At 66.9% G+C, this 21,196-nt stretch carries 23 protein-coding genes; 16 read left to right on the top strand and 7 right to left on the bottom strand.

What is annotated here, in order from left to right; translation table 11 throughout:
* The first annotated feature begins 35 nt into the window (after positions 1-35).
* The 8 genes from ACZK39_RS04835 (at position 36) to ACZK39_RS04800 (ending at position 6,660) form a co-directional block, all read left to right on the top strand.
* Positions 36-845, top strand: coding sequence for an ABC transporter ATP-binding protein (locus ACZK39_RS04835; RefSeq protein WP_463612671.1), 810 nt, complete (start codon positions 36-38; stop codon positions 843-845).
* The gene (locus ACZK39_RS04830) at positions 842-1,513 is read left to right on the top strand and encodes an ABC transporter permease (protein ID WP_463612670.1); all 672 of its coding nucleotides are present in this window, start codon (positions 842-844) and stop codon (positions 1,511-1,513) included. Before ACZK39_RS04835 ends, ACZK39_RS04830 begins: the two co-directional genes overlap by 4 nt.
* On the top strand, positions 1,510-2,205 hold the full coding sequence (locus tag ACZK39_RS04825; protein WP_463612669.1) for an ABC transporter permease: 696 nt from the start codon (positions 1,510-1,512) through the stop codon (positions 2,203-2,205). Before ACZK39_RS04830 ends, ACZK39_RS04825 begins: the two co-directional genes overlap by 4 nt.
* 22 nt (positions 2,206-2,227) lie before the next feature.
* The gene (locus ACZK39_RS04820) at positions 2,228-3,151 is read left to right on the top strand and encodes an ABC transporter substrate-binding protein (RefSeq protein ID WP_463612668.1); all 924 of its coding nucleotides are present in this window, start codon (positions 2,228-2,230) and stop codon (positions 3,149-3,151) included.
* A 109-nt stretch (positions 3,152-3,260) separates the two neighbouring features.
* Positions 3,261-4,052 carry an amino acid ABC transporter ATP-binding protein gene (locus tag ACZK39_RS04815; RefSeq protein ID WP_463612667.1) on the top strand — a complete coding sequence of 264 codons (792 nt, stop codon included), beginning with the start codon at positions 3,261-3,263 and terminating at the stop codon, positions 4,050-4,052.
* Positions 4,053-4,124: 72 nt separating this feature from the next.
* Positions 4,125-5,012 carry a glutamate ABC transporter substrate-binding protein gene (locus tag ACZK39_RS04810; protein ID WP_463612666.1) on the top strand — a complete coding sequence of 296 codons (888 nt, stop codon included), beginning with the start codon at positions 4,125-4,127 and terminating at the stop codon, positions 5,010-5,012.
* Between the two features lie 68 nt (positions 5,013-5,080).
* Positions 5,081-5,728, top strand: coding sequence for an amino acid ABC transporter permease (locus ACZK39_RS04805; protein ID WP_463612665.1), 648 nt, complete (start codon positions 5,081-5,083; stop codon positions 5,726-5,728).
* Positions 5,725-6,660, top strand: coding sequence for an amino acid ABC transporter permease (locus tag ACZK39_RS04800; protein WP_182782772.1), 936 nt, complete (start codon positions 5,725-5,727; stop codon positions 6,658-6,660). Before ACZK39_RS04805 ends, ACZK39_RS04800 begins: the two co-directional genes overlap by 4 nt.
* A gap of 22 nt (positions 6,661-6,682) precedes the next feature.
* Here ACZK39_RS04800 and ACZK39_RS04795 read toward each other — a convergent pair whose 3' ends face one another.
* Positions 6,683-7,357, bottom strand: a complete 675-nt coding sequence (locus ACZK39_RS04795; RefSeq protein WP_220489310.1) for a potassium channel family protein — start codon at positions 7,355-7,357, stop codon at positions 6,683-6,685.
* On the bottom strand, positions 7,350-8,693 hold the full coding sequence (locus tag ACZK39_RS04790; RefSeq protein WP_463612664.1) for a TrkH family potassium uptake protein: 1,344 nt from the start codon (positions 8,691-8,693) through the stop codon (positions 7,350-7,352). The genes ACZK39_RS04795 and ACZK39_RS04790 overlap by 8 nt, the downstream gene beginning before the upstream one ends.
* A gap of 110 nt (positions 8,694-8,803) precedes the next feature.
* Here ACZK39_RS04790 and ACZK39_RS04785 point away from each other — a divergent pair, with 110 nt between their 5' ends.
* The 3 genes from ACZK39_RS04785 to ACZK39_RS04775 all read left to right on the top strand — a co-directional run bounded on the left by ACZK39_RS04785 (position 8,804) and on the right by ACZK39_RS04775 (position 11,709).
* A complete protein-coding gene (locus ACZK39_RS04785; RefSeq protein WP_182782770.1) occupies positions 8,804-9,007 on the top strand; it encodes a cold-shock protein in 204 nt (67 codons plus the stop codon).
* A 208-nt stretch (positions 9,008-9,215) separates the two neighbouring features.
* Positions 9,216-9,755: an HdeD family acid-resistance protein gene (locus ACZK39_RS04780; RefSeq protein ID WP_463612663.1), complete on the top strand. Its 540-nt coding sequence runs from the start codon at positions 9,216-9,218 to the stop codon at positions 9,753-9,755.
* Positions 9,756-9,816: 61 nt separating this feature from the next.
* Positions 9,817-11,709: an alkyl/aryl-sulfatase gene (locus ACZK39_RS04775; RefSeq protein ID WP_463612662.1), complete on the top strand. Its 1,893-nt coding sequence runs from the start codon at positions 9,817-9,819 to the stop codon at positions 11,707-11,709.
* A 60-nt stretch (positions 11,710-11,769) separates the two neighbouring features.
* Here the strand turns inward: ACZK39_RS04775 and ACZK39_RS04770 are convergent, their stop codons facing one another.
* Both ACZK39_RS04770 and ACZK39_RS04765 read right to left on the bottom strand, forming a co-directional pair.
* Entirely contained in the window at positions 11,770-14,136 is a 2,367-nt protein-coding gene (locus tag ACZK39_RS04770; RefSeq protein ID WP_463612661.1) for an ABC transporter permease, read from the bottom strand.
* Positions 14,133-14,891: an ABC transporter ATP-binding protein gene (locus tag ACZK39_RS04765; protein WP_182782767.1), complete on the bottom strand. Its 759-nt coding sequence runs from the start codon at positions 14,889-14,891 to the stop codon at positions 14,133-14,135. The genes ACZK39_RS04770 and ACZK39_RS04765 overlap by 4 nt, the downstream gene beginning before the upstream one ends.
* 108 nt (positions 14,892-14,999) lie before the next feature.
* Between ACZK39_RS04765 and ACZK39_RS04760 the strand changes: the two genes are divergently transcribed.
* Positions 15,000-15,395, top strand: coding sequence for a hypothetical protein (locus tag ACZK39_RS04760; protein WP_182782766.1), 396 nt, complete (start codon positions 15,000-15,002; stop codon positions 15,393-15,395).
* 91 nt (positions 15,396-15,486) lie between these two features.
* Complete coding sequence (locus ACZK39_RS04755; RefSeq protein ID WP_220489343.1) at positions 15,487-16,758, top strand: MFS transporter; 1,272 nt, start codon at positions 15,487-15,489, stop codon at positions 16,756-16,758.
* Between the two features lie 36 nt (positions 16,759-16,794).
* Here the strand turns inward: ACZK39_RS04755 and ACZK39_RS04750 are convergent, their stop codons facing one another.
* The gene (locus ACZK39_RS04750; RefSeq protein ID WP_182782764.1) at positions 16,795-17,124 is read right to left on the bottom strand and encodes a thioredoxin family protein; all 330 of its coding nucleotides are present in this window, start codon (positions 17,122-17,124) and stop codon (positions 16,795-16,797) included.
* Between the two features lie 355 nt (positions 17,125-17,479).
* Here ACZK39_RS04750 and ACZK39_RS04745 point away from each other — a divergent pair, with 355 nt between their 5' ends.
* Complete coding sequence (locus tag ACZK39_RS04745) at positions 17,480-18,082, top strand: S1C family serine protease (protein WP_463612660.1); 603 nt, start codon at positions 17,480-17,482, stop codon at positions 18,080-18,082.
* A gap of 42 nt (positions 18,083-18,124) precedes the next feature.
* Here the strand turns inward: ACZK39_RS04745 and ACZK39_RS04740 are convergent, their stop codons facing one another.
* Positions 18,125-18,814 (bottom strand): hypothetical protein, encoded by a 690-nt coding sequence (locus ACZK39_RS04740; RefSeq protein ID WP_182782757.1) that lies wholly within the window; start codon positions 18,812-18,814, stop codon positions 18,125-18,127.
* Positions 18,815-18,969: 155 nt separating this feature from the next.
* On the opposite strand from ACZK39_RS04740, the gene ACZK39_RS04735 reads away from it, so the two are divergent.
* Positions 18,970-19,581 carry a DUF8738 domain-containing protein gene (locus ACZK39_RS04735; RefSeq protein ID WP_182782756.1) on the top strand — a complete coding sequence of 204 codons (612 nt, stop codon included), beginning with the start codon at positions 18,970-18,972 and terminating at the stop codon, positions 19,579-19,581.
* 2 nt (positions 19,582-19,583) lie between these two features.
* Here the strand turns inward: ACZK39_RS04735 and ACZK39_RS04730 are convergent, their stop codons facing one another.
* Positions 19,584-20,003, bottom strand: a complete 420-nt coding sequence (locus ACZK39_RS04730; protein ID WP_182799931.1) for a cyclophilin-like fold protein — start codon at positions 20,001-20,003, stop codon at positions 19,584-19,586.
* A gap of 101 nt (positions 20,004-20,104) precedes the next feature.
* Here ACZK39_RS04730 and ACZK39_RS04725 point away from each other — a divergent pair, with 101 nt between their 5' ends.
* Positions 20,105-20,989: a helix-turn-helix transcriptional regulator gene (locus tag ACZK39_RS04725; RefSeq protein WP_463612659.1), complete on the top strand. Its 885-nt coding sequence runs from the start codon at positions 20,105-20,107 to the stop codon at positions 20,987-20,989.
* The last annotated feature ends 207 nt before the right edge of the window (positions 20,990-21,196 follow it).

Here is a 21,196-nt window from a genome sequence, read left to right as displayed (position 1 = left end):
GCCGGAGGACCTTGCGTGGCTCATAAGCTGGCGGGGTGATCGAGTTTCGCGACGTCTCCAAGCTCTACCCGGATGGGACGGTCGCGGTCAGGGACTTCTCCCTGACGGTGCCCTCGCATCGTTGCGTCGTGCTTCTCGGCTCCTCCGGAAGCGGCAAGACCACGCTCATGCGCATGGTCAACCGGATGGTGGAGCCCAGTTCGGGCAGTGTTCTGATCGACGACGAAGACGTGCGCGACGCGGACCCGGTCCGGCTTCGCCGATCCATCGGCTACGTCCTTCAGAGTGGCGGGCTCCTCCCCCACCGCACGGTCGCGGACAACGTGGCCACGGTGCCGATGCTCACGGGCGCCACCCGCCGCGACGCCCACACCCAGGCCGTCGGGCTGCTGGAGCGCGTGGGGCTGGACCCGGCGCTGGCCGGGCGTTACCCGTCGCAGCTCTCCGGCGGGCAGCAGCAGCGGGTTGGTGTGGCCCGGGCGCTGGCCTCGGATCCCAACATCATGCTCATGGACGAGCCGTTCGGGGCGGTGGATCCCATCGTGCGGCGTGAGCTGCAGGACGAACTGCTCCGCCTTCAAGCCGAGCTCGGCAAGACCATCGTGTTCGTCACCCACGACGTCGACGAGGCCTTCCGGTTGGGAGACGAGGTGGTGGTGCTGCGGCCGCAGGCCCAGATCGCCCAGCGTGGCACCCCCGTCGAGATCATGCTCTCCCCCGCCGACGACTTCGTCCGGGACTTCATCGGGGCCGACCGCGGAAGCCGCAGCCTCCGGGTGGAACTGGTCCAGGGCCGCAGTGTCGCGGTGGACGGGGAGGGCCGCGCAGTGGGGGTCATCGAGTGACCTGGCTGGTGAACAACTGGCCGCAGGTCATCCAGCTGTCCGTCGGACACGTGCTGCTCACCCTGCCGGCCGTGCTGATCAGCGTCCTCGTTGCGCTGCCCTTGGGGAGGCTGGCCTTCCGCCGCCCTCGCCTCGGGGGACCGTTGCTCGGCGCCGCCAGCCTCCTGTACGCGGTGCCGGCCCTTCCCCTGCTCATCGTCATTCCGGTGATCCTCGGCACCCCGCTCCGCTCGGCGGCCACCATGATCACCGCGCTGAGCGCCTACGGCGTGGCGCTGCTGGTGCGCAGCGTCGCCGACGGCTTCGGCTCGGTCGATGAGCGGGTCCGCGACGCGGCCGTGGCGGTGGGACACTCCCCGTCGAGCGTCTTATGGCGGGTGGACCTTCCCCTGGCGACGCCGGTGATCCTGGCCGGGGTCCGGGTGATGACCGTGTCGACCGTGGGTCTGGTGACCATCGGGGCCCTGATCGGCGTCCCGAGCCTCGGAACGCTCCTCACCGACGGGTTCCAGCGCGGCATCGTTGCCGAGGTCGGCACCGGCGTCGCGCTCACCGTGCTGCTCGCCCTCCTGCTGGATGGGCTTCTGATCCTGGCCGGCCACGCCCTCACGCCGTGGACCCGTGCCTCTGGCGCCAGACCGCCGGCCGTGGTGGAGGTGCGGCGATGAGTCTCTTCCTCGAGGCCCTGGCATGGTTGGGTGACGCGGCGAACTGGCGCGGCGCCGGAGGTATCCCGGTCCGGGTCGGCGAGCACCTTGCCATCACCGGGGTCGCGGTGGCGTTGGCTGCGCTCGTCGCGGTACCCGTGGGCGCCTTCGTCGGTCACACGCGGCGCGGGGCGGCCGCCGTGGGCGCCGTCACGGGCGCCGCGAGGGCCATCCCCTCCCTGGGCCTCCTCACACTGTTCGGGTTGTGGTTGGGCATCGGCCTCGAGGCCCCCATCCTCACTCTGGTGGTGCTTGCCGTGCCGTCGCTCCTGGCAGGCGTGTACTCGGGGTTCCACGCCGTCGACTCCTCGATCCCTGAGGCCGCGTCGGCCATCGGCTTCAGCCCGGCACAGGTCGTGCTCCGCGTCGAGGCACCACTGGCGCTGCCCGTGATGCTCGGCGGCCTCCGTGCGGCCACCCTCCAGGTGGTGGCCACGGCCACCCTCGCCGCCTACACCTCGGACCACGGCCTGGGGCGGTACCTCTTCGCAGGCCTGAAGACCCGTGACTATGCCCAGATGCTGGGCGGCTCCATCGTGGTGATCGGCCTGGCCCTCATCCTGGAACTGACATTGGCCGCTTGCCAACGCTGGTCCCTCCGCATCGCCGACCCGGCCGGTGCTTCCACCCGTCGATCCCCTGCCGCCCACTGATCCCTCAGCAAAGGACTCACCCATGGCTCGCTCACTCCCCCGGTTCATCCCCCTCGCACTCGCCGCGACGCTCGCCGTGGCCGGTTGCGCCGCCAGCGACCCGTTGGCCAGCGAATCCGCGTCTCCAGGCCGCGCCTCGTCGCAGAGCGGCCCCATCGTCGTGGGATCTCAGGACTACTACTCCAACGAGATCGTCGCCGAGATCTACGCCCAGGCTCTCGAGGCGGGCGGGTTCGAGGTGGACCGTCAGCTTCGGATCGGGCAGCGGGAGGCCTACCTGCCGGAGATCGAGGCCGGCACCATCGACCTGTTCCCGGAATACACGGGGCCGCTCCTGCAGTACTGGGCGCCGGACTCCGCGGCGCGACTGTCCGAGGATGTCTTCGCCGAACTGCAGGAGGTTGTCCCCGACGGGCTCCGCGTTCTGGCCCAGTCCGATGCCACGGACCAGGACTCTTACGTTGTGACCCGCGCCTTCGCCGAGGAATGGGACCTGGCCACCATCGCCGATCTCGCGAACGTGACCACACCCCTGACTCTGGGTGCCAACTCGGAGGCGGAGACCCGCCCCAACGGCCCCCTGGGCCTGGCCGAGAAGTACGGCCTCGAGGTTGGCTTCACGCCCATCGAGGACAGCGGCGGCGCGCTCACCGTCAAGGCGCTCCAGGACGGCGACATCCAGCTGGCCATCATCTACACAGCTGACCCCTCCATCGCCCAGAACGACCTGGTCTCGCTGGAGGACAACGAGGGGCTCTTCCTGGCCTCGCATCTGGTGCCGTTGGCCAGCGACGACGTCACCGCCGAGGCGGCCGCCATCATCGACGGCGTGAGCTCGGCCATGAGCCCCGACGAGCTCATCGCCCTCAACGACCGCAGCGTGACCGAGCAGCTTCCGGCCGCTGACATCGCCGCGGACTGGCTGGCCGAGGAGGGTCTCGCCTGACGCCCCCCGTCACGGCCCCGGTCGATCGGGGCGTTCCCTTCCTGTTACAGGTCCGTTAATCGGCCCGAATGCCTTGTTGGGACCCTCTGGAGCCTCGTATGGTGCTGGTATGGCCTCACTGGACGCATCCGCGCTTCACACGTCGAACGTGAACGTGGGGCGAGGGGGCCCGCTCGTCGTGGTCGATCACGTCGACAAGCACTTCGGTGCGCTGCACGTCCTCCGCGACATCAGCACGGTGGTCCATCGCGGCGAGGTCGTCGTCGTCATCGGCCCGTCGGGCTCAGGGAAGTCGACGCTCTGCCGGGCCATCAACCGGCTCGAGACGATCGACTCCGGCACCATCTCCATCGACGGGAGCCCCCTGCCCGAGGAGGGCAAGGACCTGGCGAGGTTGCGTGCAGACGTCGGCATGGTGTTCCAGTCGTTTAATCTCTTCGCGCACAAGACGGTCCTCGAGAACGTCACCCTCGGACCCATCCGGGTGCGTGGTATGAGCAAGAAGGACGCCGACAAGAAGGCGATGCGGCTCCTCGAGCGGGTCGGGGTCGCCGATCAGGCCAAGAAGATGCCGAGCCAGCTCTCCGGCGGCCAGCAACAGCGGGTGGCGATCGCGCGCTCACTGGCCATGGACCCGAAGCTGATCCTTCTTGACGAGCCGACGAGCGCGCTCGACCCCGAGATGATCAACGAGGTGCTCGACGTCATGATCGGCCTCGCGGCTGAGGGGATGACGATGGTGGTCGTCACGCACGAGATGGGTTTCGCGCGCAAGGCGGCGGATCGGGTCCTGTTCATGGCCGACGGTGCCATCGTCGAAGAGGCAACACCGGAGGAGTTCTTCACCAACCCCCGGAGCGAGAGGGCGAAGGACTTCCTGTCAAAGATCCTCCATCACTGACCAGACCCCGCCCCAGGGCGGAGACCGAGCGGCCGCTGCCTAGGCGGACCGCACACCAGGAAAGGAAGAGGCATGAAGAGATCGAGGAATTCCCTGATCGCGTTCGCGGTCGCAGGCGCGTTCGCGCTGTCGGGCTGCGCAGGTGGCAGCTCCAGTGAGAGCACCTCCCCAGCTGCCGGGGGGAGCACGTCAGCGCCCGCGGAGGAGGTGACGTTCGAGGAGGGCACAACGATGGCCGCTCTCAACGAGGCCGGCAAGATCACGATCGGCACCAAGTTCGACCAACCGCTGTTCGGCCTGATGGGTCCCTCCGGTGTCCCTGAGGGCTTCGACGTCGAGATCGCGAAGATCATCGCGTCGCACCTGGGCATCTCCGAGGAGAACATCGAGTGGGTCGAGACCGTCTCGGCCAACCGCGAACCGTTCATCGAGAACGGGCAGGTGGACTTCGTCGTTGCCACCTACACCATCAACGACAAGCGCAAGGAGGTCGTGTCTTTCGCCGGTCCGTACTTCATGGCCGGGCAGTCGATCCTGGTCCTCGCCGACAACGAGGACATCACCAGCGATGCCGATCTCGTCGGCCAGCCGGTCTGCTCCGTGACCGGATCCACCCCGGCCGCGAAGCTCGAGGAGATCGGGGCAGAACCTGTCCTCACCGACACCTACTCCAACTGCCTTGAGCCGCTGCGTAACGGGACGGTCGTGGCGGTGTCCACTGACAACGTGATCCTGGCGGGCCTTGCCGCCCAGAACGAAGGCGAGTTCAAGGTGGTGGGCGAGCCGTTCACCTCCGAGCCCTACGGCATCGGTCTTGCGCTGGAGGACACCGACTTCCGGATGTGGATCAACGACGTCCTCGAGGAGAGCTACGCCGACGGAACCTACGAGGCGGCCTGGAACGACACAGCCGGCGCGGTCCTCCCGTTCGTCGATCCGCCCACCCCTGACCGCTACTGAGACGGCGCGGTGGGCCTGACCCGGCCCGGCCGGGAAGGGCCCACCGCACCACAACGAAGGGGGAGCCCATGACGCAGCTCTGGTCACTTATGCCTGAGTTCTGGGAGGGACTCCGCGTCACACTAATGCTGCTTGTGGTCTCGGGCGGGCTCGCGCTCGTGCTCGGCACCCTCATCACTGCGATGAGGATCTCGCCGGTCCCTGTCCTGCGCTGGTTCGCGGCGGCCTGGACCGAGGTAGCCCGCAACACTCCCCTGACCCTGGTGTTTCTTTTCACGGCGTTCGTCCTGCCGATGCTGGGGGTCCGCACGCCGTACCTGCTGCTCGCCTTCGTCGCCCTCACCTACTACACCTCGCCGTTCGTCGCGGAGGCTCTACGCTCGGGCATCAACGGCGTGCCGGTCGGTCAGGCGGAAGCGGCGCGCAGCATCGGCCTGGGCTTCGGCCAGACGGTGTCGCTGGTTGTGCTGCCGCAGGCGTTCCGCATGACGATCCCTCCCCTGATCAACGTGTACATCGCGCTGACGAAGAACACCTCGGTCGCCGGCGGCTTCTTCGTGGTCGAGTTGTTCGCCAGCACGCGGCAACTCGTCAACGACAACGGCAACATCGTCATCCCGATCCTCGTGCTGGCGGCGGCGCTCTACCTCGTGATCACGGTTCCGCTCGGCTTCGCGGCCGTACAACTCGAGAAGCGATGGGTGGTGTCGCGATGAGTGCCACCAGCGTCCTGTTCGACGCCCCCGGACCCCGCGCCCGCCGCGCCTCGCTCATCGGGTCGATCGTGTCGCTGGTGGTCATCGTCGCCGGCGCGGCCTGGATCATCGGCATCCTGGCGGCCCCGCGCCAGTCGGGCGGCATCACGCTGCCAGGGATGTTCGACGCCTCGCGATGGGACATCTTCGTCGATCCGCAGGTGTGGGACTTCATCGGCAACGGCGTCGTCGGCACTCTCCGGGCCGCGGGCGTCGCGGCGGTCGGTGCCGTCGCCCTCGGCGTGGTGTTCTCGCTGATGCGCAGTTCCCTCCTGCCGTGGGTGCGCATCCCGACCGCTGTGATGCTGGAGTTCTTCCGCGGCATGCCGGTGCTGCTGATGATGCTGTTCATCCTCCTGGTGGCCTCGACGGGCGCCTTCTGGGCCGTCGTCATCGCCCTCATCATCTACAACGGCACCCTGATCGGCGAGGCGCTGCGCGCCGGGCTCGCCGCCCTGCCCCGCGGACAGCGTGAGGCCGCCTTGAGCCTCGGCATGCGCGAGTTCCAGTCGAAGATCCTCGTGGAGTTCCCGCAGGCGTTCCGGCAGATGCTGCCGATCATCATCGCCCAGCTGGTGGTGCTCCTCAAGGACACGTCGCTCGGCTACATCGTCGGTTACAACGAGATCATTCGCAGCAACATGAACAACCTCGCGAGCTTCTTCGGGAACCGCTACCTGTTCTCGCTCTTCATCGTCACCCTGGTGATCTACCTCACGATCAACCTGCTGCTCTCCTGGTTCGCCCGGTGGTTGTCGTGGCGGACGGGCAGCGGGGGTCACCTCCCCAAGGCTGGCGGGGCCGACACAGGAACCGCCGATCCGACGTCGACGATCCGGCTCGCGCAGGCGAGCGCGATCGCCCGGCAGTCCGAGAGCTGGGAACGCCGCTGATCCCCGTGAGAATGGGTTCTGATCAGCGGAGCCGGCAGAAGGCGTCGACGTGGTTGACCCGCCCGGAGACGATCAGCTCGTCACCGGCCTCGATCACCATCTCCGGCACCGCGTAGATGAAGTCCTGACCCGGACGCTTAGCGCCCACCACCGTGACCTTGTTGTTGGTGCGGACCAGCGTCTCGCGCAACGTCTTGTCCCAGGTCATTTTCGGTGCCCTCGTGCGGGCGATGGCGAAGCCGTCCTCGAACTCGAAGTAGTCGATCATGTACCCCGACACGGCGTGGGCGACGCGCCGTCCGGTGGATGCCTCGGAGTACACGACGTGGTGGGCGCCGATCCGCTCCAGGATCGCCCCGTGCTCGCGGGTGGCGGCGCGGGCCCAGATCTCCTGGACCCCCATCTCGGAGAGCGCAAGGACCGTCATGATGGACAGTTCCACCTTGCTCAGCCCCACCACCGCCTTGCGGATCTGATCAATGCCGATCTGCTGCAGCGCCTCGCGATCGGAGGGGTCCATCTCGATGACATGGGCGAAATCGTCTGCGTGACGCACCGCCTGGGTGTGATCGTCGGTGACCGCGATCAGAGGCACCCCCATTTCAGCCAGTGCCTTCGCGGTGGCGGTGCCGAACAAGCCCAGTCCGACGACGAGCACAGTGTCGTCCGTGATCCGACGATCACCCGATCTACCCAACAATTGGCTGCTCCTCTGGGAGGACGTAATGGCGGTGGCGGGTCCGCAGGGCCAGTGCGGCCGCAACCGACACCGTCCCGACCCGCCCCAGATACATCAACAGCATAAGGACCATCAGGGACTCCGGACGCAGGTGCGGGGTGATGCCGGTGGACACGCCGACTGTTCCGAAGGCCGAGATCGTCTCGAAGAGGACCTGCTGCAGCGTGAACTCGTCATCGACGACGATGAAGAGGGTGGCCAGGGCAACCACTCCGGCGCCGAGCATGACGACGGCGAGGGCCGCGCGCTGCACGGTCGCGGGGATGGCGCGATGACCGACCACCACCTGGTTCTCGCCGCGAAGCTCCGCGACGACGGTGGCAAGGATGATGCCGATGGTGCCGATCTTGATGCCACCCGCCGTGCCGGCCGATCCCCCGCCGACGAACATCAGCAGGTAGTAGAGACCAAGCGTCGTCTCGCTCGCCTGGCCGTAGTCGATGGAGTTGAACCCGGCCGTCCGCGGGAACACCGCACCGGCCAGCACGGCGAGCGCCCGGTCGTCCCACGGCATGGAGCCGATAGTGCGGGGGTTGTTCCACTCGGCGATCCCGAAAACCAGCGTCCCCAGCAGCAGGAGCGAGACCGTGCCCGCCACAGTGAGCCTCGTGTGGGTGCTCCACCCGAGGGCCCGGTTCCCACGGCGGAAAACCCGGCGCCCCACCTCGAGAAGCACCGGGAACCCGAGGCCTCCCACCACGACGGCGACACAGATCGGCACGATGATGGCGGGATCCCCCACGAAACTCATCAGGTTGTCGCTGTAGAGCGCGAAGCCGGCGTTGTTGAACGCCGAGATGGCGTGGAAGACGCCCTGCCAGGCAGCCGAGGCCCAGCTCTCGGTGTAGGGACGGAACGAGACGGTGAGCACCGCGGCGGTGACGGCCTCTGCCGCCAGCATCACGGCGGCAATCATCTTCGGGATGCGCAGAACCCCTCCGAACCCCGTGCGGAGTTCCTGACCGGCCAACAGTGACCCCTGCAGGGAGATCCGCCCAGTGGCGAGCAGCGTGAGCAGACTCGCCAGCGTAACGATGCCGAAGCCACCCACCTGGATGAGTGCCATGATGATGAACTGCCCGAAAGGGCTCCAGAAGGTGGCGGTGTCCACGGTGGTCAGCCCGGTGATGCAGATCGCCGACACGGCGGTGAACGAGGCGTGCAGGAGAGGCGCCGACTCCCCGGTGGTGGTGGCGGCCGGAAGCATGAGCAATCCGGTGCCGAGAACGATGGCCAAGAGGTACACGGACGGCACCACACGGGCCGGATGGCCCAGCCACCGAGTGAGCCGCATGGGCCGATCCTAGATCAGTCTGGGGCCGGAATGCCGACATCCTGGGCTCGATGGCCTAAGATCGTAGAACGACCACACAGTGTGGTCCAGAAATAAGAAGGAATGACGTTATGGCCACTGGCACCGTCAAATGGTTCAACTCCGACAAGGGCTACGGCTTCATCGCTCCCGATGACGGCACGGCCGATGTGTTTGCGCACTTCAGCGCGATCGCTGGTGCGGGACACCGCAACCTCGAGGAGAACCAGAAGGTTGAGTACGAGACCGAGCGCGGCCCGAAGGGCCTCCAAGCTGCGAACATCCGCCCCCTCTGAGTGAGGTGCCGGTAGGCATCTCCTAGGGCTTGAGCACCGCGACCCCCCATCTGGACACAGATGGGGGGTCGCGGCATGTCCGGGCAACTGCGCCGACGCCGTCAGCCTGCACGGTCCACTGACTCCTCATCCCGGTTCACCCGCAACGGGTGACCTCCCCGCCGTTGTACCTCCCGATACTGGTGTCACGAACAACAGAGGGAGTCCCATGACGTCAACCACAACAGCTTCGTCGAAGAGGACAGCCTGGGACGTCATTCTCGGCATCGTGCTGGTGCTGGGAGGGCTGTTCCTGCTAGGAAACGCTGTGTTCGCCACCGCGATCTCAGTGTTCGTCATCGGGTGGACCACCATGCTCTCGGGTGTCATCCTCCTCGCGGCATCGTTCTTCCGGATCAAGACCGGCGACTTGTGGTCAGCCGTCCTGGGTGGTGCGATTCTGGCGGTGATCGGGCTGTTCATCCTCCGCAACCCGGTGGTGGGGGCCGTCGCTCTCACCCTCGGGGCGGGCGTGACCTTCTTCGTCAGCGGACTGACCCGCATGGCCTGGGCGTTCGGGGCGGAGAGCGGACGTCTGCTCCTGATCCTCAGCGGCCTGGTGTCCTTGGGGCTGGGGTTCTTCGTCCTCTTCAACCTCGGCGCCGCCACCCTCACGCTCCTCGGCACGCTGCTGGGCATCCAGACGCTCCTGGAGGGGCTCAGCCTCATGATGATCGGCAGGGTGCGACCCGAGAAACTGAAGGGCTGAATGTCTGCGCTGCACGGCGCCGACTGACTCAGCAACGTTTCCCACTCTCAAGGAGCTCTTCATGGATACCAGCAGCAAGCCCGCCACCGCCACCATCGCCACCAATCACGAACTTCTGACCCGGACTCTGCCGTTCGGGGACAGTCAGGACATCGACGACGCCCATCGGGGTTTCATCGCGGCCCTGAAACCGGGCGTCGTGCGTGCCGACGACGGCCGCGTGGTGTGGGACATCGATTCGTACGGATTCCTCAAGGCCGAGGCCCCGCTGACCGTGAATCCCAGCCTGTGGCGCCAGTCCAACCTCCTGATCGAGCAGGGCTTGTTCGAGGTGGTGCCGGGCATCTACCAGGTGCGAGGGCTCGATCTCTCGGTGATGACGGTCGTTGAGGGCGACACGGGCATCATCGTCATCGATCCCCTCCTGACGGCGGAACCGGCACGCGCCGCGCTCGCCCTCTACCGCGAGCATCGCGGTGGGCGCCCCGTGACCGCTGTGATCTATACCCACAGCCACGCGGACCACTTCGGGGGCGTCCGCGGGGTGGTGGATGAGGCCGACGTCGATGCCGGGCTGGTGCAGATCATCGCCCCGTCTGGTTTCATGGCGCATGCCGTTGCTGAGAATGTGTTCGCCGGTACCGCCATGAACCGGCGTGCTGGCTACATGTACGGGGCTGCCCTGGACCGCGGCCCTCAGGGGCAGGTGGGGGCGGGCCTGGCGCAGACCACCTCGACGGGTGAGTTCACGCTGATCGCGCCCACGGTCGACGTGTCCACCACGGGCGAGGAGCTCACGGTCGACGGTGTCCGGATGGTGTTTCAGATGGCGCCTGGCACGGAGGCGCCCTCAGAGTTCCACTTCTTCTTCCCCGATCTGAGGGTCCTGTGCCTGGCCGAGAACGCCAGCCACACTCTGCACAACATTCTCACCATCCGCGGTGCACTGGTGCGTGATCCTCACGCGTGGGCGCAGTATCTGACCGAGGCGATCGACCTGTTCGGTGCCGATACCGATGTGATCTTCTCCTCCCACCATTGGCCCACCTGGGGGCATGAGCGGTGCATGGAGTACCTGGGTCAGCAGCGGGACCTTTATGCCTATCTCCACGATCAGACGCTGCGGATGATGAACCAGGGCATGACCGGCATCGAGATCGCCGAGGTGATCCAGATGCCGCCTGCGCTGGAGAATGCGTGGCACGCCCGGGGTTACTACGGGTCGGTCAGCCACAACGTCAAGGCGATCTATCAGCGCTACATGGGCTGGTACGACGGAAATCCGGTCAACCTGTGGAAGCATCCCCCGGTCGAGGCGGGCAAGAGGTACCTGGAGTTCATGGGCGGGGCGGACGCCGTCGTGGCCAAGGCCCGAGACTCGTTCGACGCCGGCGACTTCCGGTGGGTGGCCGAGGTGCTGGGCCACGTCGTGTTCGCCCAACCAGACCACAAGGAAGCGAAGGAACTGCTGGCCGACACACTGGAGCAGCTCGGCTACGGGTCCGAGTGCGGTACATGGCGCTGCGCCTACCTGTCCGGCGCCCACGAACTCCGGCACGGGGCATTCGGGACACCGGTCTCCAGTGTGACACCCGATATCTTGGCTGCCCTGACGCCGACGCAGTTGTTCGACTCGTTGGCCATCCGGGTCAATGCCCCGCTGTGTTGGGATGATCGGTTGTCGTTTGACTTCGACATCACAGACGCCGGGGTTCGGCATCGGCTCACCCTGACCAATGGAGTCCTCACCCAGTCCACCGCACCCCAGCCGACCGAAGCTGACGTGTCACTGAGGCTCAGCAGAGCCGCACTGAACGGGCTCCTGACCGGACAACTCGCCCCCGAGGGATTCGCCGACGCGGGCGTGGACGTCACCGGCGACCCGGGGGTGCTGGGCCGCCTGATGTCGGCTCTGGATCAGCCTGACCCGGGCTTCAACATTGTTCTACCGTAGGGCGCACGTGGGGGCTCTGAATGCCGTGGACAGCGCTCCTCCGTGGTTCGGGGGCGCTGTTCATTGCGAGCGCTCGCGCACCGCGGTAGCGACATCCAGACGCCGAACCGCGCGTATCCCAGGCCGCAGCGAGACCGCCGTGACCAGAAGCATGGCCAGGATGGTGAGCGCCATGGTGGCCGGCCGGGCCTCCAGTTCGAACGAGAGCATGTCGGTGGAGTAGGTGGACATCAGCCAGGATGCTGCTGCGTGCGCGACGACGCCCCCTGGTATCACGCCGAACGCAGTCAGGATCATGTTCTCCGCCATGACGTAGGCGCCGATCCTGCGGTGCGAGACGCCGTTGGCGCGCATGGTGGCGAGTCCCCCTGTTCGCTCCGCCAGATTGACCGAGACGACGTTGTAGATCAGCGCCACCGCAAGCACGCCGCCGAAGGCCAACATCAGGCCCACAATCAGGTAGAAGAGCCCCAGGTACTGCTCGATCATCATCCACACCGCCCGGACGTCGGTGACGGCGGCCACAGCGGGCAGGTCGCGCACCTCATCCAGCGCCGCGTCGCGGTCGGCATCATCGTCCAGCACCAGGGCGATCACCGAGGTCCCCGGCCGCGTCATCGCCTCCCGCCACCCGCGGCCGCCGTCGGTGCCGAGCACTTCCTCCAGCATCTCCCGGGTCAGGTACACCGGGCTGCCCATCGGCTCCCGCACGGTGTCTTCGATCGTGGCGTCGAAAGTGACGCCGAGGGTCGGCAGCGACACCCGCAGCATGCCGCCCACCTCCGCGCCGGTCTCACCCAGGACCGCTTCGCCGACGACGACACCCGTGGTCGGTCCCCTGCCGCTGGGCGTCACGAAGCCGTGGACCTCGGTCCCCGACACGTGCGCGAACAGGGTGGTTGAGTAGGTGTCGTCCGGCCCCTGAAGTGAGGCTTCGAGCACCACCACCGGCTCGGCGGTCCGGACGCCGGGCACCCCCGCGACTGCCGCCACCACCGCGTCGTCCACGGGCACGGACGTCACGACGTCGCCGTCGTGACGGTTGATCTCGCTGAAGTGGCGGTCGAGGAGGATCGTGACAGTGTCGACCATGGCCCAAGTGGTGTAGACGAGAGTCATGGCCAGAACGATCGCCACCACCACCGATGAACTGCGGCGGGGGTTGCGACCGATGCCGCGCACCACCATCAGCCACTGCACAGGCAGCCCGGAAGATGGAGGGAAGACACGGTCGAGGAGGCTACGGCGCGTGGATGACGCGGGCGAGTCGCCCCGAAGCGCCTCGGCGGGCTCCAGGCGAACTGCCGCGCGCGCAGGGACCCAGGCAGACAGCAGACCCACAGCGACCCCGAAGGTGATGCCGCCGATCGGGGTGATCCACCGCAGCTCCCGGATCGTGTCCGGAATCCCCAGTTCTGCGGTATAGGCCGCCGTCATCGCCCACCCGGCGGGAATGCCGAGAGCGATCCCGAGCACCGCCCCCAGTGTCCCGAGCCAGAGCCCGTAGGACAGATAGTGCCAGAGCACAGTGCCCCGCGAGAATCCGTTCGCCCGGAGCGTGCCGATGACGCTGCGCTGCGAGTGCACCACCCGCGTCAGAAGCGTGTATGCGGCGAGTCCGGAGACGAGGAGGAACATGGCCGGGAAGAACACGGCCATCTGCTCGAACCCGGTGACGTCCAGGTTCAGCGCCTTGTTCGACGGCTGGTCCGCGCGGGTCACCACCGCCTCCGCACCGTCCTTGAGTGCTGTACTGCGGACGGCGTCATCGAGAGTGACTGTGTCTGCGTCGGGGTGGTAGAGCACCAGGAGCTGGGGCAGTATCTGGGTCTCGTCGATGGAGTCGAGGACATCGTCAGTCACGAACAGGACCCCGAAGCTTCCCGGAGCCTCGAAGAACTCCTGGGAGCTGCGCGCGGGCCACAGGTACTCGGCGGACACCGCCTCCCCGGACACCGCCACAGCGCTCCAGCCTGAGTTCGTCAACACCTCGACGGTGTCGCCCTGTCTCAGCCCAAAGTGCTCGGCCAGATGGGTCTCCACGATCCCGGCGGCGCTCCCACCGCCCGGGTGTTCGCCGGCAACGACGTCAAGCAGGTTGACGTCGTTGGTGAGGGAGACGATGCGGCCCAGGAGGACCGTGTCCCCCACCCGGAGTGGTACGTCGGCCTGGCGACGTCGCTCCACCGAGGCGACGCCGTCGATGGCCGCGAGCGCGTCGTTCAGCCCGGAGGTGCCGCCGGTGACGGTCACGTCGGCGAAGGCGAGGCGGCGGTAGGTGCCGTTGTAGGAGGCCTCGAGGTTGCGGTAGGCGTCGTAGGTTGCGGCGAACATCATCACACCGAGCACGATCGTGGCCAGCACGGAGAGGAACTGGCCACGCTGCCGGGCGATGTCCCGGCGGCGTTTGAGGCGAAGGCTCTTCACCACCGGAGGTCCTCGGGTGCGACCGGCGTCGCATTCGGCTCATCACTGACCAGGCGACCGTCTCTGAGGCGGAGGACACGATCCGCCATGCGGGCGATCTCGGAGTTGTGGGTCACGAGCAGGACTGTGCAGCCCCGATCGGTGGTGTCGCGCAGCACCCGGAGGATGTGTGTGCCGGTGTCGATGTCGAGGGCGCCCGTCGGCTCGTCGCAGAGGAGGAGCGGCACGTCCTTCACCAGGGCGCGCGCGATGGAGACCCGTTGCTGCTCGCCGCCGGAGAGTTGGCCGGGGAAGTGGTCCGTGCGGTCCCCCAGACCCACCTGGTCGAGGGCCCGGCGGGCGCGCTCGCCCGCCTGGGCACCGGTGATCTCTGCGAGGAGTGAGACGTTCTCGAGTGCGGTGAGCGTGGGAACCAGGTTGAAGAACTGGAAGACGAAGCCGATGGTGGAGAGTCGGTAGCGCGTGCGCTCGTCCTCGTTCATGTCGGACAGCGAAGTGGCCATCACCTCCAGCGAACCGGCGGTCGGCGCATCTAAGGCTCCGATGACGTTGAGCATCGTTGTCTTGCCCGAACCGCTCGGCCCCAGCAGCACCACGAACTCACCGCGGGGGATCTCGAACGTCACGTCCTCGAGCGCGTTGACCGCGGTGGCGAAGGTGCCGTACGTCCTGCGGAGGTTCGAGGCACGGATGGCGCTGATGACAGGTGCGTCCGAGGTCGCGGCCGTAGCCACGTGCTTCCCGAGGTGGCTCATGCAGCCACCATAAACCCGCAGCATGAACCGGGCGGCCCGCAGGGGCTCACCTCCACTTTTCGAGGTCAGTGCCTTTCATCCCGGGGTCCCCTGAGGCCATACTGGATCATGCGGGAACGCACGCACGACGACTCCTTCGACGACCTGTTCGACGATGACCTGCACGCTGCGCTGGATGCGACGGCGGCTGAGCATCGTGCGTCCTTGACACGACATCTGGTGGCTGACCTCTCACGGGTGCAGAACCGTGGCACCCCCTTGCGCGGAGCGGAGGGCTACGGCTCCGACGGTGTGGTCCGGCTCCGATTCGCAGATGGTACAACGGTGCTGGCCAGGGGCGACGGCAAGGGCGGTCTCGGCTTCGCTGCGGTGGCGGTCATCCGCGGTTCGGCCGTTCTGTTGACCGGTGTGCATGACGACGGCCTCACCGTTCACGCCGTGTTGGCGTGGGACCGGCGCCATCATGTGCGAATCGAGATCATCGGGAGCGATCAGCCCGACTGACACGGTGCCATGGCCGCGGCTGCTGCCGGCATCGGTGGACAGCGCTCACAAACCCAGGTTGACTTGGGCAGTGCTACGCGGACGCAACCCCATGATCATCACCCTCCTTGGGCTCCGCGGCAACGGCCGCGCGTCGGTCTACACCGAGCCCCTGTGGGGGCTCTCGATGATGCTGGTGTTGCCGTATGCGTCGGTGTTCATGCTGGCGTTGGGAGTGCGCGACGCGCAGATCGGGCTGCTCGCCACCATCTCGATGCTGTCCCAGGTGGTCTTCGGGCTGCTTAGCGGTGTCATCACCGACAAGCTCGGCCGACGGATGACCACCGCGGTCTTCGACATCATCGCCTGGGCCATCCCCTGCCTGATCTGGGCTTTCGCGCAGAACTTCTGGTGGTTCCTTGTCGCATCCGTCATCAACGGCGCGTGGCAGGTCACGCAGAACTCGTGGGACTGCCTGCTGGTGGAGGATGTCGACCGCGCCGAGATCCCGAAGGTCTACTCGCTCATCAAGGTCGCGGCGGAGTTCTCCGCGCTGTTCGCGCCCATCGCAGCCGTCCTGGTCTCGGGCCTGGGTCTCGAACTCGCGGTGCGGATCCTGTACCTCAACGCCTTCTTCATCATGTCGATCAAGATCTGGCTCCTGTACCGCTACACGACGGAGACCGCGACGGGAGTTGTGCGGATGGAGCAGACGCGCGGCGTGAGCATCTGGAAGTCCCTGTCGGAGTATCGCGGCGTACTCGGGCTCATCCTTCGATCAAAGGGCACGATGTTCTCGCTCAGCATCGCTGCGATCGTGGGCGCCGTCACGCTGGTCAATGCCACGTTCTGGCAGGTGGTGATCAATCAGCGTCTGGGCGTTCCCGACGCGCTGCTGCCGTTCTTCCCGATGGTGCGGTCGCTGCTGTCCGTGCTGTTCTTCTTCACGCTCATCCCACTGCTCACCCACTCCAAGCACTTGAAGGCGCCGACGCTGATCGGATTCGGCGTCTACTTCGCCGGCCAGGCGCTCCTGGTGGGCATCCCCTCCCCCGACGGCGCGGCCAGCCTGTCAACCTACGCGCTCCTTGGCATCTGCCTGATCCTCGATGCCTTCGGCGGTGGGATCCTGTTCATGCTGGCGGAGTCGTTGGTGGCGCTACACGTGGACCAGGCTGAGCGGTCCCGGGTGATGGCCATCCAGCGCACCTGCGTGATGCTGGTCACCGCCCCGTTCGGCTGGATCAGCGGGTGGCTGTCGAGCATGGATCGCAGCTGGCCCTTCGTTCTGACGTCGGCGCTGCTGGTGCTCGGCCTGCTCATCGCCGGCCTCTTCTGGGTGACGACGCACGACGATCTACACGAAGCCCCTCAACCCGCCTGAGCCCGGCCAATTACACCGCTCATTGGCCCCCTGAGGCTAAGTGCGCCCTCCAGTGAGTTCGTCGACGGCTGACTGAACGGCTTGGCGACTCTCTGGCCTGACCACGCGCGCCACCTCCTTGCCGTCCCGGAGAAAGATCAGGGTGGGCCACAGCTTGACATGGTACGAACGGCCCAGGGGCCGACCTCTGCCGTCCTCCGCCTTGATCCGTCGGACCTGAGGTACCGCTGCGAGGATTAGTTCGATCACCCGCTCAGCCGCTCGACAGTAGCCACACCAGTTGGTGCCGAACTGGAGCACGGTCAACCCGTCCATCTGGTCGATCTCGGCTCGCGTGGGCTGTGTGGTGCTGTATCCCAGAGTCATCGCTCAAGCGTAGGCGCGATCCCGGGAAGCCGGTCCTGGTCAGGGCCGTCCTGGGGTGATCGGCGTCGCCCAGTCGACCATGTGGGCCCGAGGATCCGGCCTGATATCGTCACCGCCAGCACTTCCTCCGGAGCTGGCCGTTTGAACCACGAACTCGCGAAAGAAGACCAGCGTGTCGAACCTTGCCGAACCCGACCGGGAGACAGCCCAGCGAGGCTGGTGGCTGCAGCGCGCAGTGCTTAACCGGGCGCAACTCATCGGACTCGCCGCTCTCGTCGCGGTGGCTGGGGGTGCTGTCGGAGCGGGCGTGGCCGTCCAAATCTCCCCAACCTCGGGATCTTGCGACGTCGTCCGGGTGGCTTCCACCGCGCTGCCCTCTGTGGTGACGGTCTTCGTCGAAGGCCAGGGCGGTGCAGGCTCAGGTAGTGGCGCGATCATCAGCGCCGACGGACTCATCCTCACCAACGACCACGTGATCGCCGCGGCTGCTACCGCCGGCACCATCGAGGTCCTCCTCGACAGCGGAGCACGTCACCCTGCGGAGCTGATCGGAACCGATCCGGTGACGGACGTCGCCGTTCTCCAGATCGAAGGCGACAACCTGCCGACGCTCCGCCTCGCGCCACGCGCGGACCTCAGCGTCGGTCAACCTGTCGTCGCGCTGGGCGCGCCACTCGGACTCTCGGGGACGGTGACCAGCGGAATCGTCAGCGCGATCGGACGGAATGTGCCCGCACCGAAGGCAGCCGGGGGCTCCACCGTGTTGGTGGGGTCGATCCAGACCGACGCGTCGATCAACCCCGGGAACTCCGGAGGTCCGTTGGTGACCTGTGAGGGGGATCTGGTCGGCGTGAACACCGCGATCGCGACGGCCCCGAACGTCGACGTGGTGGCCGGAGGCGGCAGCGTGGGCATCGGGTTCGCCGTGCCAGCCGTTGATCCGTGTCGGGTCGCATAGGCCACGAGTACCTTCATCCTCTTGCCCTCCCCCTGCGTGGTTTCAATGCTCCACGGTGCGGGCGCGCAACTCGTGGCTGTCTACGGACAGCACCTGCAGGGTGAACGCACGGCCGTCCACAAGCTGGACCGCTAGCCCCTCCGGCGTCGGCTGCCAACGCCCGGACACTGGAACCGGACCGTCCGTCTGGGAGTCGTGGACGGCGACGAATGTGCCATCGTCCTCGACCGAGAACCCTGCCACCGACCGCGACAACGGAGCTCCCTCCCGCGGGATGTAGACGCCGACACCGTCGTCGTCCATGCGAATCGGGCCACGCCAGCTCTGGAACAGGGCGGCCGGTACGTCCGCGTTCCCTACTCGGTAGAAGAACGCGTGACCGAAGCGCGACGACCGGACAGCGTGGAACGGGAAGGTGACCGTCGCGCCGCCGAACTCATCCTCGACCTCGAGGTAGTGGACATCCGCGGTCCCTCCGCGAATTCCGCGGTTGTAGAGCCGGATCTCCTCGATGGTGACAGTGGCTCCCCCGCGCCGTTGACCCAGCGCGACGACGGTTACCACCTCCGTGTCCCAGTCGACAGGCTGACCAGTCGGCGGTTCGCCCTGGAAGAAGTCGGCGAAGGACGGTTGGTCGCGGAGCACTGCGGCGACGGCCTCCTCGGGCCCGTTGTCGCCCTGGGCCACGCTCGTGAACTCGAGTGGCTCAGTGTCCGCGGTCGGGATGTCCATGGTTTCTCCTTCTCCGTGGGGTCGAGGATGCCGCCCACAGTAGCCGGGAGTGCCTCGGCGTGACAGTGGCCTTAAGTCCCTTTCCTCCTTGGAGGGGAATCATTAGAGTCACCACACAACCCGGAAGCGTCGCAACCCCACCCAAGGAGCGCACCATGACCGCCGTTGACCACCCGGCCCTTTCCGCCCTGTCAGCCGCACTCAACGACGCCGCAGACCTGCTGCGGGTCCCCGTCGAGGGCGTGGCGCTGGAACGCATGGAGGCACGGGAGTGGCCCGACTCGTGCCTGGGCGTCCCTGCAGACGACGACGCATGCGCAGACGTGATCACGCCGGGATACCTCATCCAGTTGAGCGACGGCTTCACCTACCACGCCGACCAACGGGGCAACGTACGCCGGGCCCTGGAGCAGGTCCCGCACCCGGACACCGAGATCAGGCTGCGCTACTCGATCTCGGGAGGGATCGCCGGAGGTTCCACCTTCTACGAAACCGACAGCTACCAACTCTCGGACGCAGAGGAGGATGAGCTACGGCGCCTGATCACCGAGGCCGACTTCTTCAACGTCGCCAACGTCCTGCCGGAGTCACCCGTCAACGACGGGATCACGATGCGGCTCTGGATCGCGGTCGGCAGGCGCAACCATGAGGTGATCCGTGGCGACGGCATCGACGCTGAAGACACAGAGGCCCTCCTCGCGTTGGTCGAGTGGGCGGCCGCCCGGACTCCAGCGCGCTTCCCTGGCCTCACCGACGACCTGGGCTGAGCTCATGACACGGTGGGGGTCACTGTGGAGACGAGCGCGACCTCACAGTCCAGGACGCAGTTCGACAGGTCCCCGAGTCCGCTGTCCACGCGGCCGACTTTCACCAGGTCGGCGGCCGCCTCCCCCGCGCCGGCGGTGAGGAACACCACCAGCGACCGCTCAACCGGGGAGTAACCGACGTCGCCGGGCTCATAGTTGGTCATCGGATCGCCCGCGACGTTGAGCGCATCCGGCAGCTGGGCGACCTGCGCGGTACCCATGCGGTCACTGAAAGACAAGGTGTCCGGAAGCTGGGCGACCATCGCCGGCGTCGTGTTCAGCGAGAGGTCGAGGGTCATCTCAGACCCTCCCGCCGTGGAGCAGGCGGACACGGTCGCGGCGACGGCGGTGAGGGCGAAGGCAGTCAGGAATCGAAGCGTCATAGGACCAGTGAATCCGCGCAGGCAGGGGTTGGGGAGTCCCGGGTGTGACGTGCCCTGGCAGGGTATCCCGCCAGCATCCCCCTCCGACGTAGCCTGAATCCATGGACAACCGCTCCGAGGTTCGTGAGTTCCTGATGTCGCGCCGAGCGCGCGTGGAACCCGAAATGGCCGGACTCCCCCGCGTGGGCGACCGCCGCGTCTCCGGACTGCGCCGCAGCGAGGCAGCCACCCTGGCCGGCGTCAGCGTCGAGTACTACGCCCGCCTCGAACGGGGCGCCATCGCCGGAGCCTCCTCAGCCGTCCTTGACGGCCTTGCGAAAGCACTGCTGATGGACGATGCCGAACGCGGACACCTCTACCGCCTCGCCCGCCAAGCCGACAACACCACCCCCACACCACGCCGCCGCGGCCGAACCCCGAAAACCTGGCGGCCATCGTCAAGTATCCAGTGGGTCCTGGACTCAATGTCCTCCGCCGTGGCCATGATCGGCAACGGCCGCACCGACCTGCTGGCCTGGAACACCCTCGGCGGAGCCCTCATGGACCAGATGATCACTAACGCCACAGAGCAGCCACCCAACTTCGCCCGCTACACCTTTCTCGACCCCGCATCACATGACTTCTACCCCGACTGGGACGCCGCCGCAGCGATGAACGTGGCGATGCTGCGCACCGAAGCCGGCCGCGACCCCCATGACAAGCAACTCCACGACCTCGTCGGCGAACTGTCCACCAGAAGCGAGCACTTCCGCACCTTGTGGGGCCACCATGACGTCTGGCAACACGACTCCGGCGTCAAGCGGTACCGCCACCACGCCGTCGGGGAGATGACCCTCCACTACGACGGCCTCGACATCGTCGGCCATCCCAGCGCTCAACTCACCGTCCTCACCGCCGAACCCGGCACCCGCGACGCCGAAACGCTGCGCCTCCTCGGCTCCTGGGCCTCGTCGATGACAGTCCCGGCTCATCCGCCCTTGAGCTGACTCGCGACAGTCGGGTCTCTCACGCGAGGCTTGGATGCTATGGCCCGAGACCTTGTGAGTGACCCCGCGTCGAGGAGGCGATGGCCGCGCCAACCAAGCTGGCGGGGGCGCAGGTAAGTGTGTGGGGCAGTGCAGCTCTCTGGGTTGTCTGGGCGGGTTCGGGTCTTTTTCATCTGGGGATTCGTCCGCGTTCTACCCTGAAGGAGT

It is taken from the genome of Tessaracoccus luoxuelianae (assembly GCF_055326245.1).
This window is presented reverse-complemented; position numbering and strand designations above follow the sequence as displayed.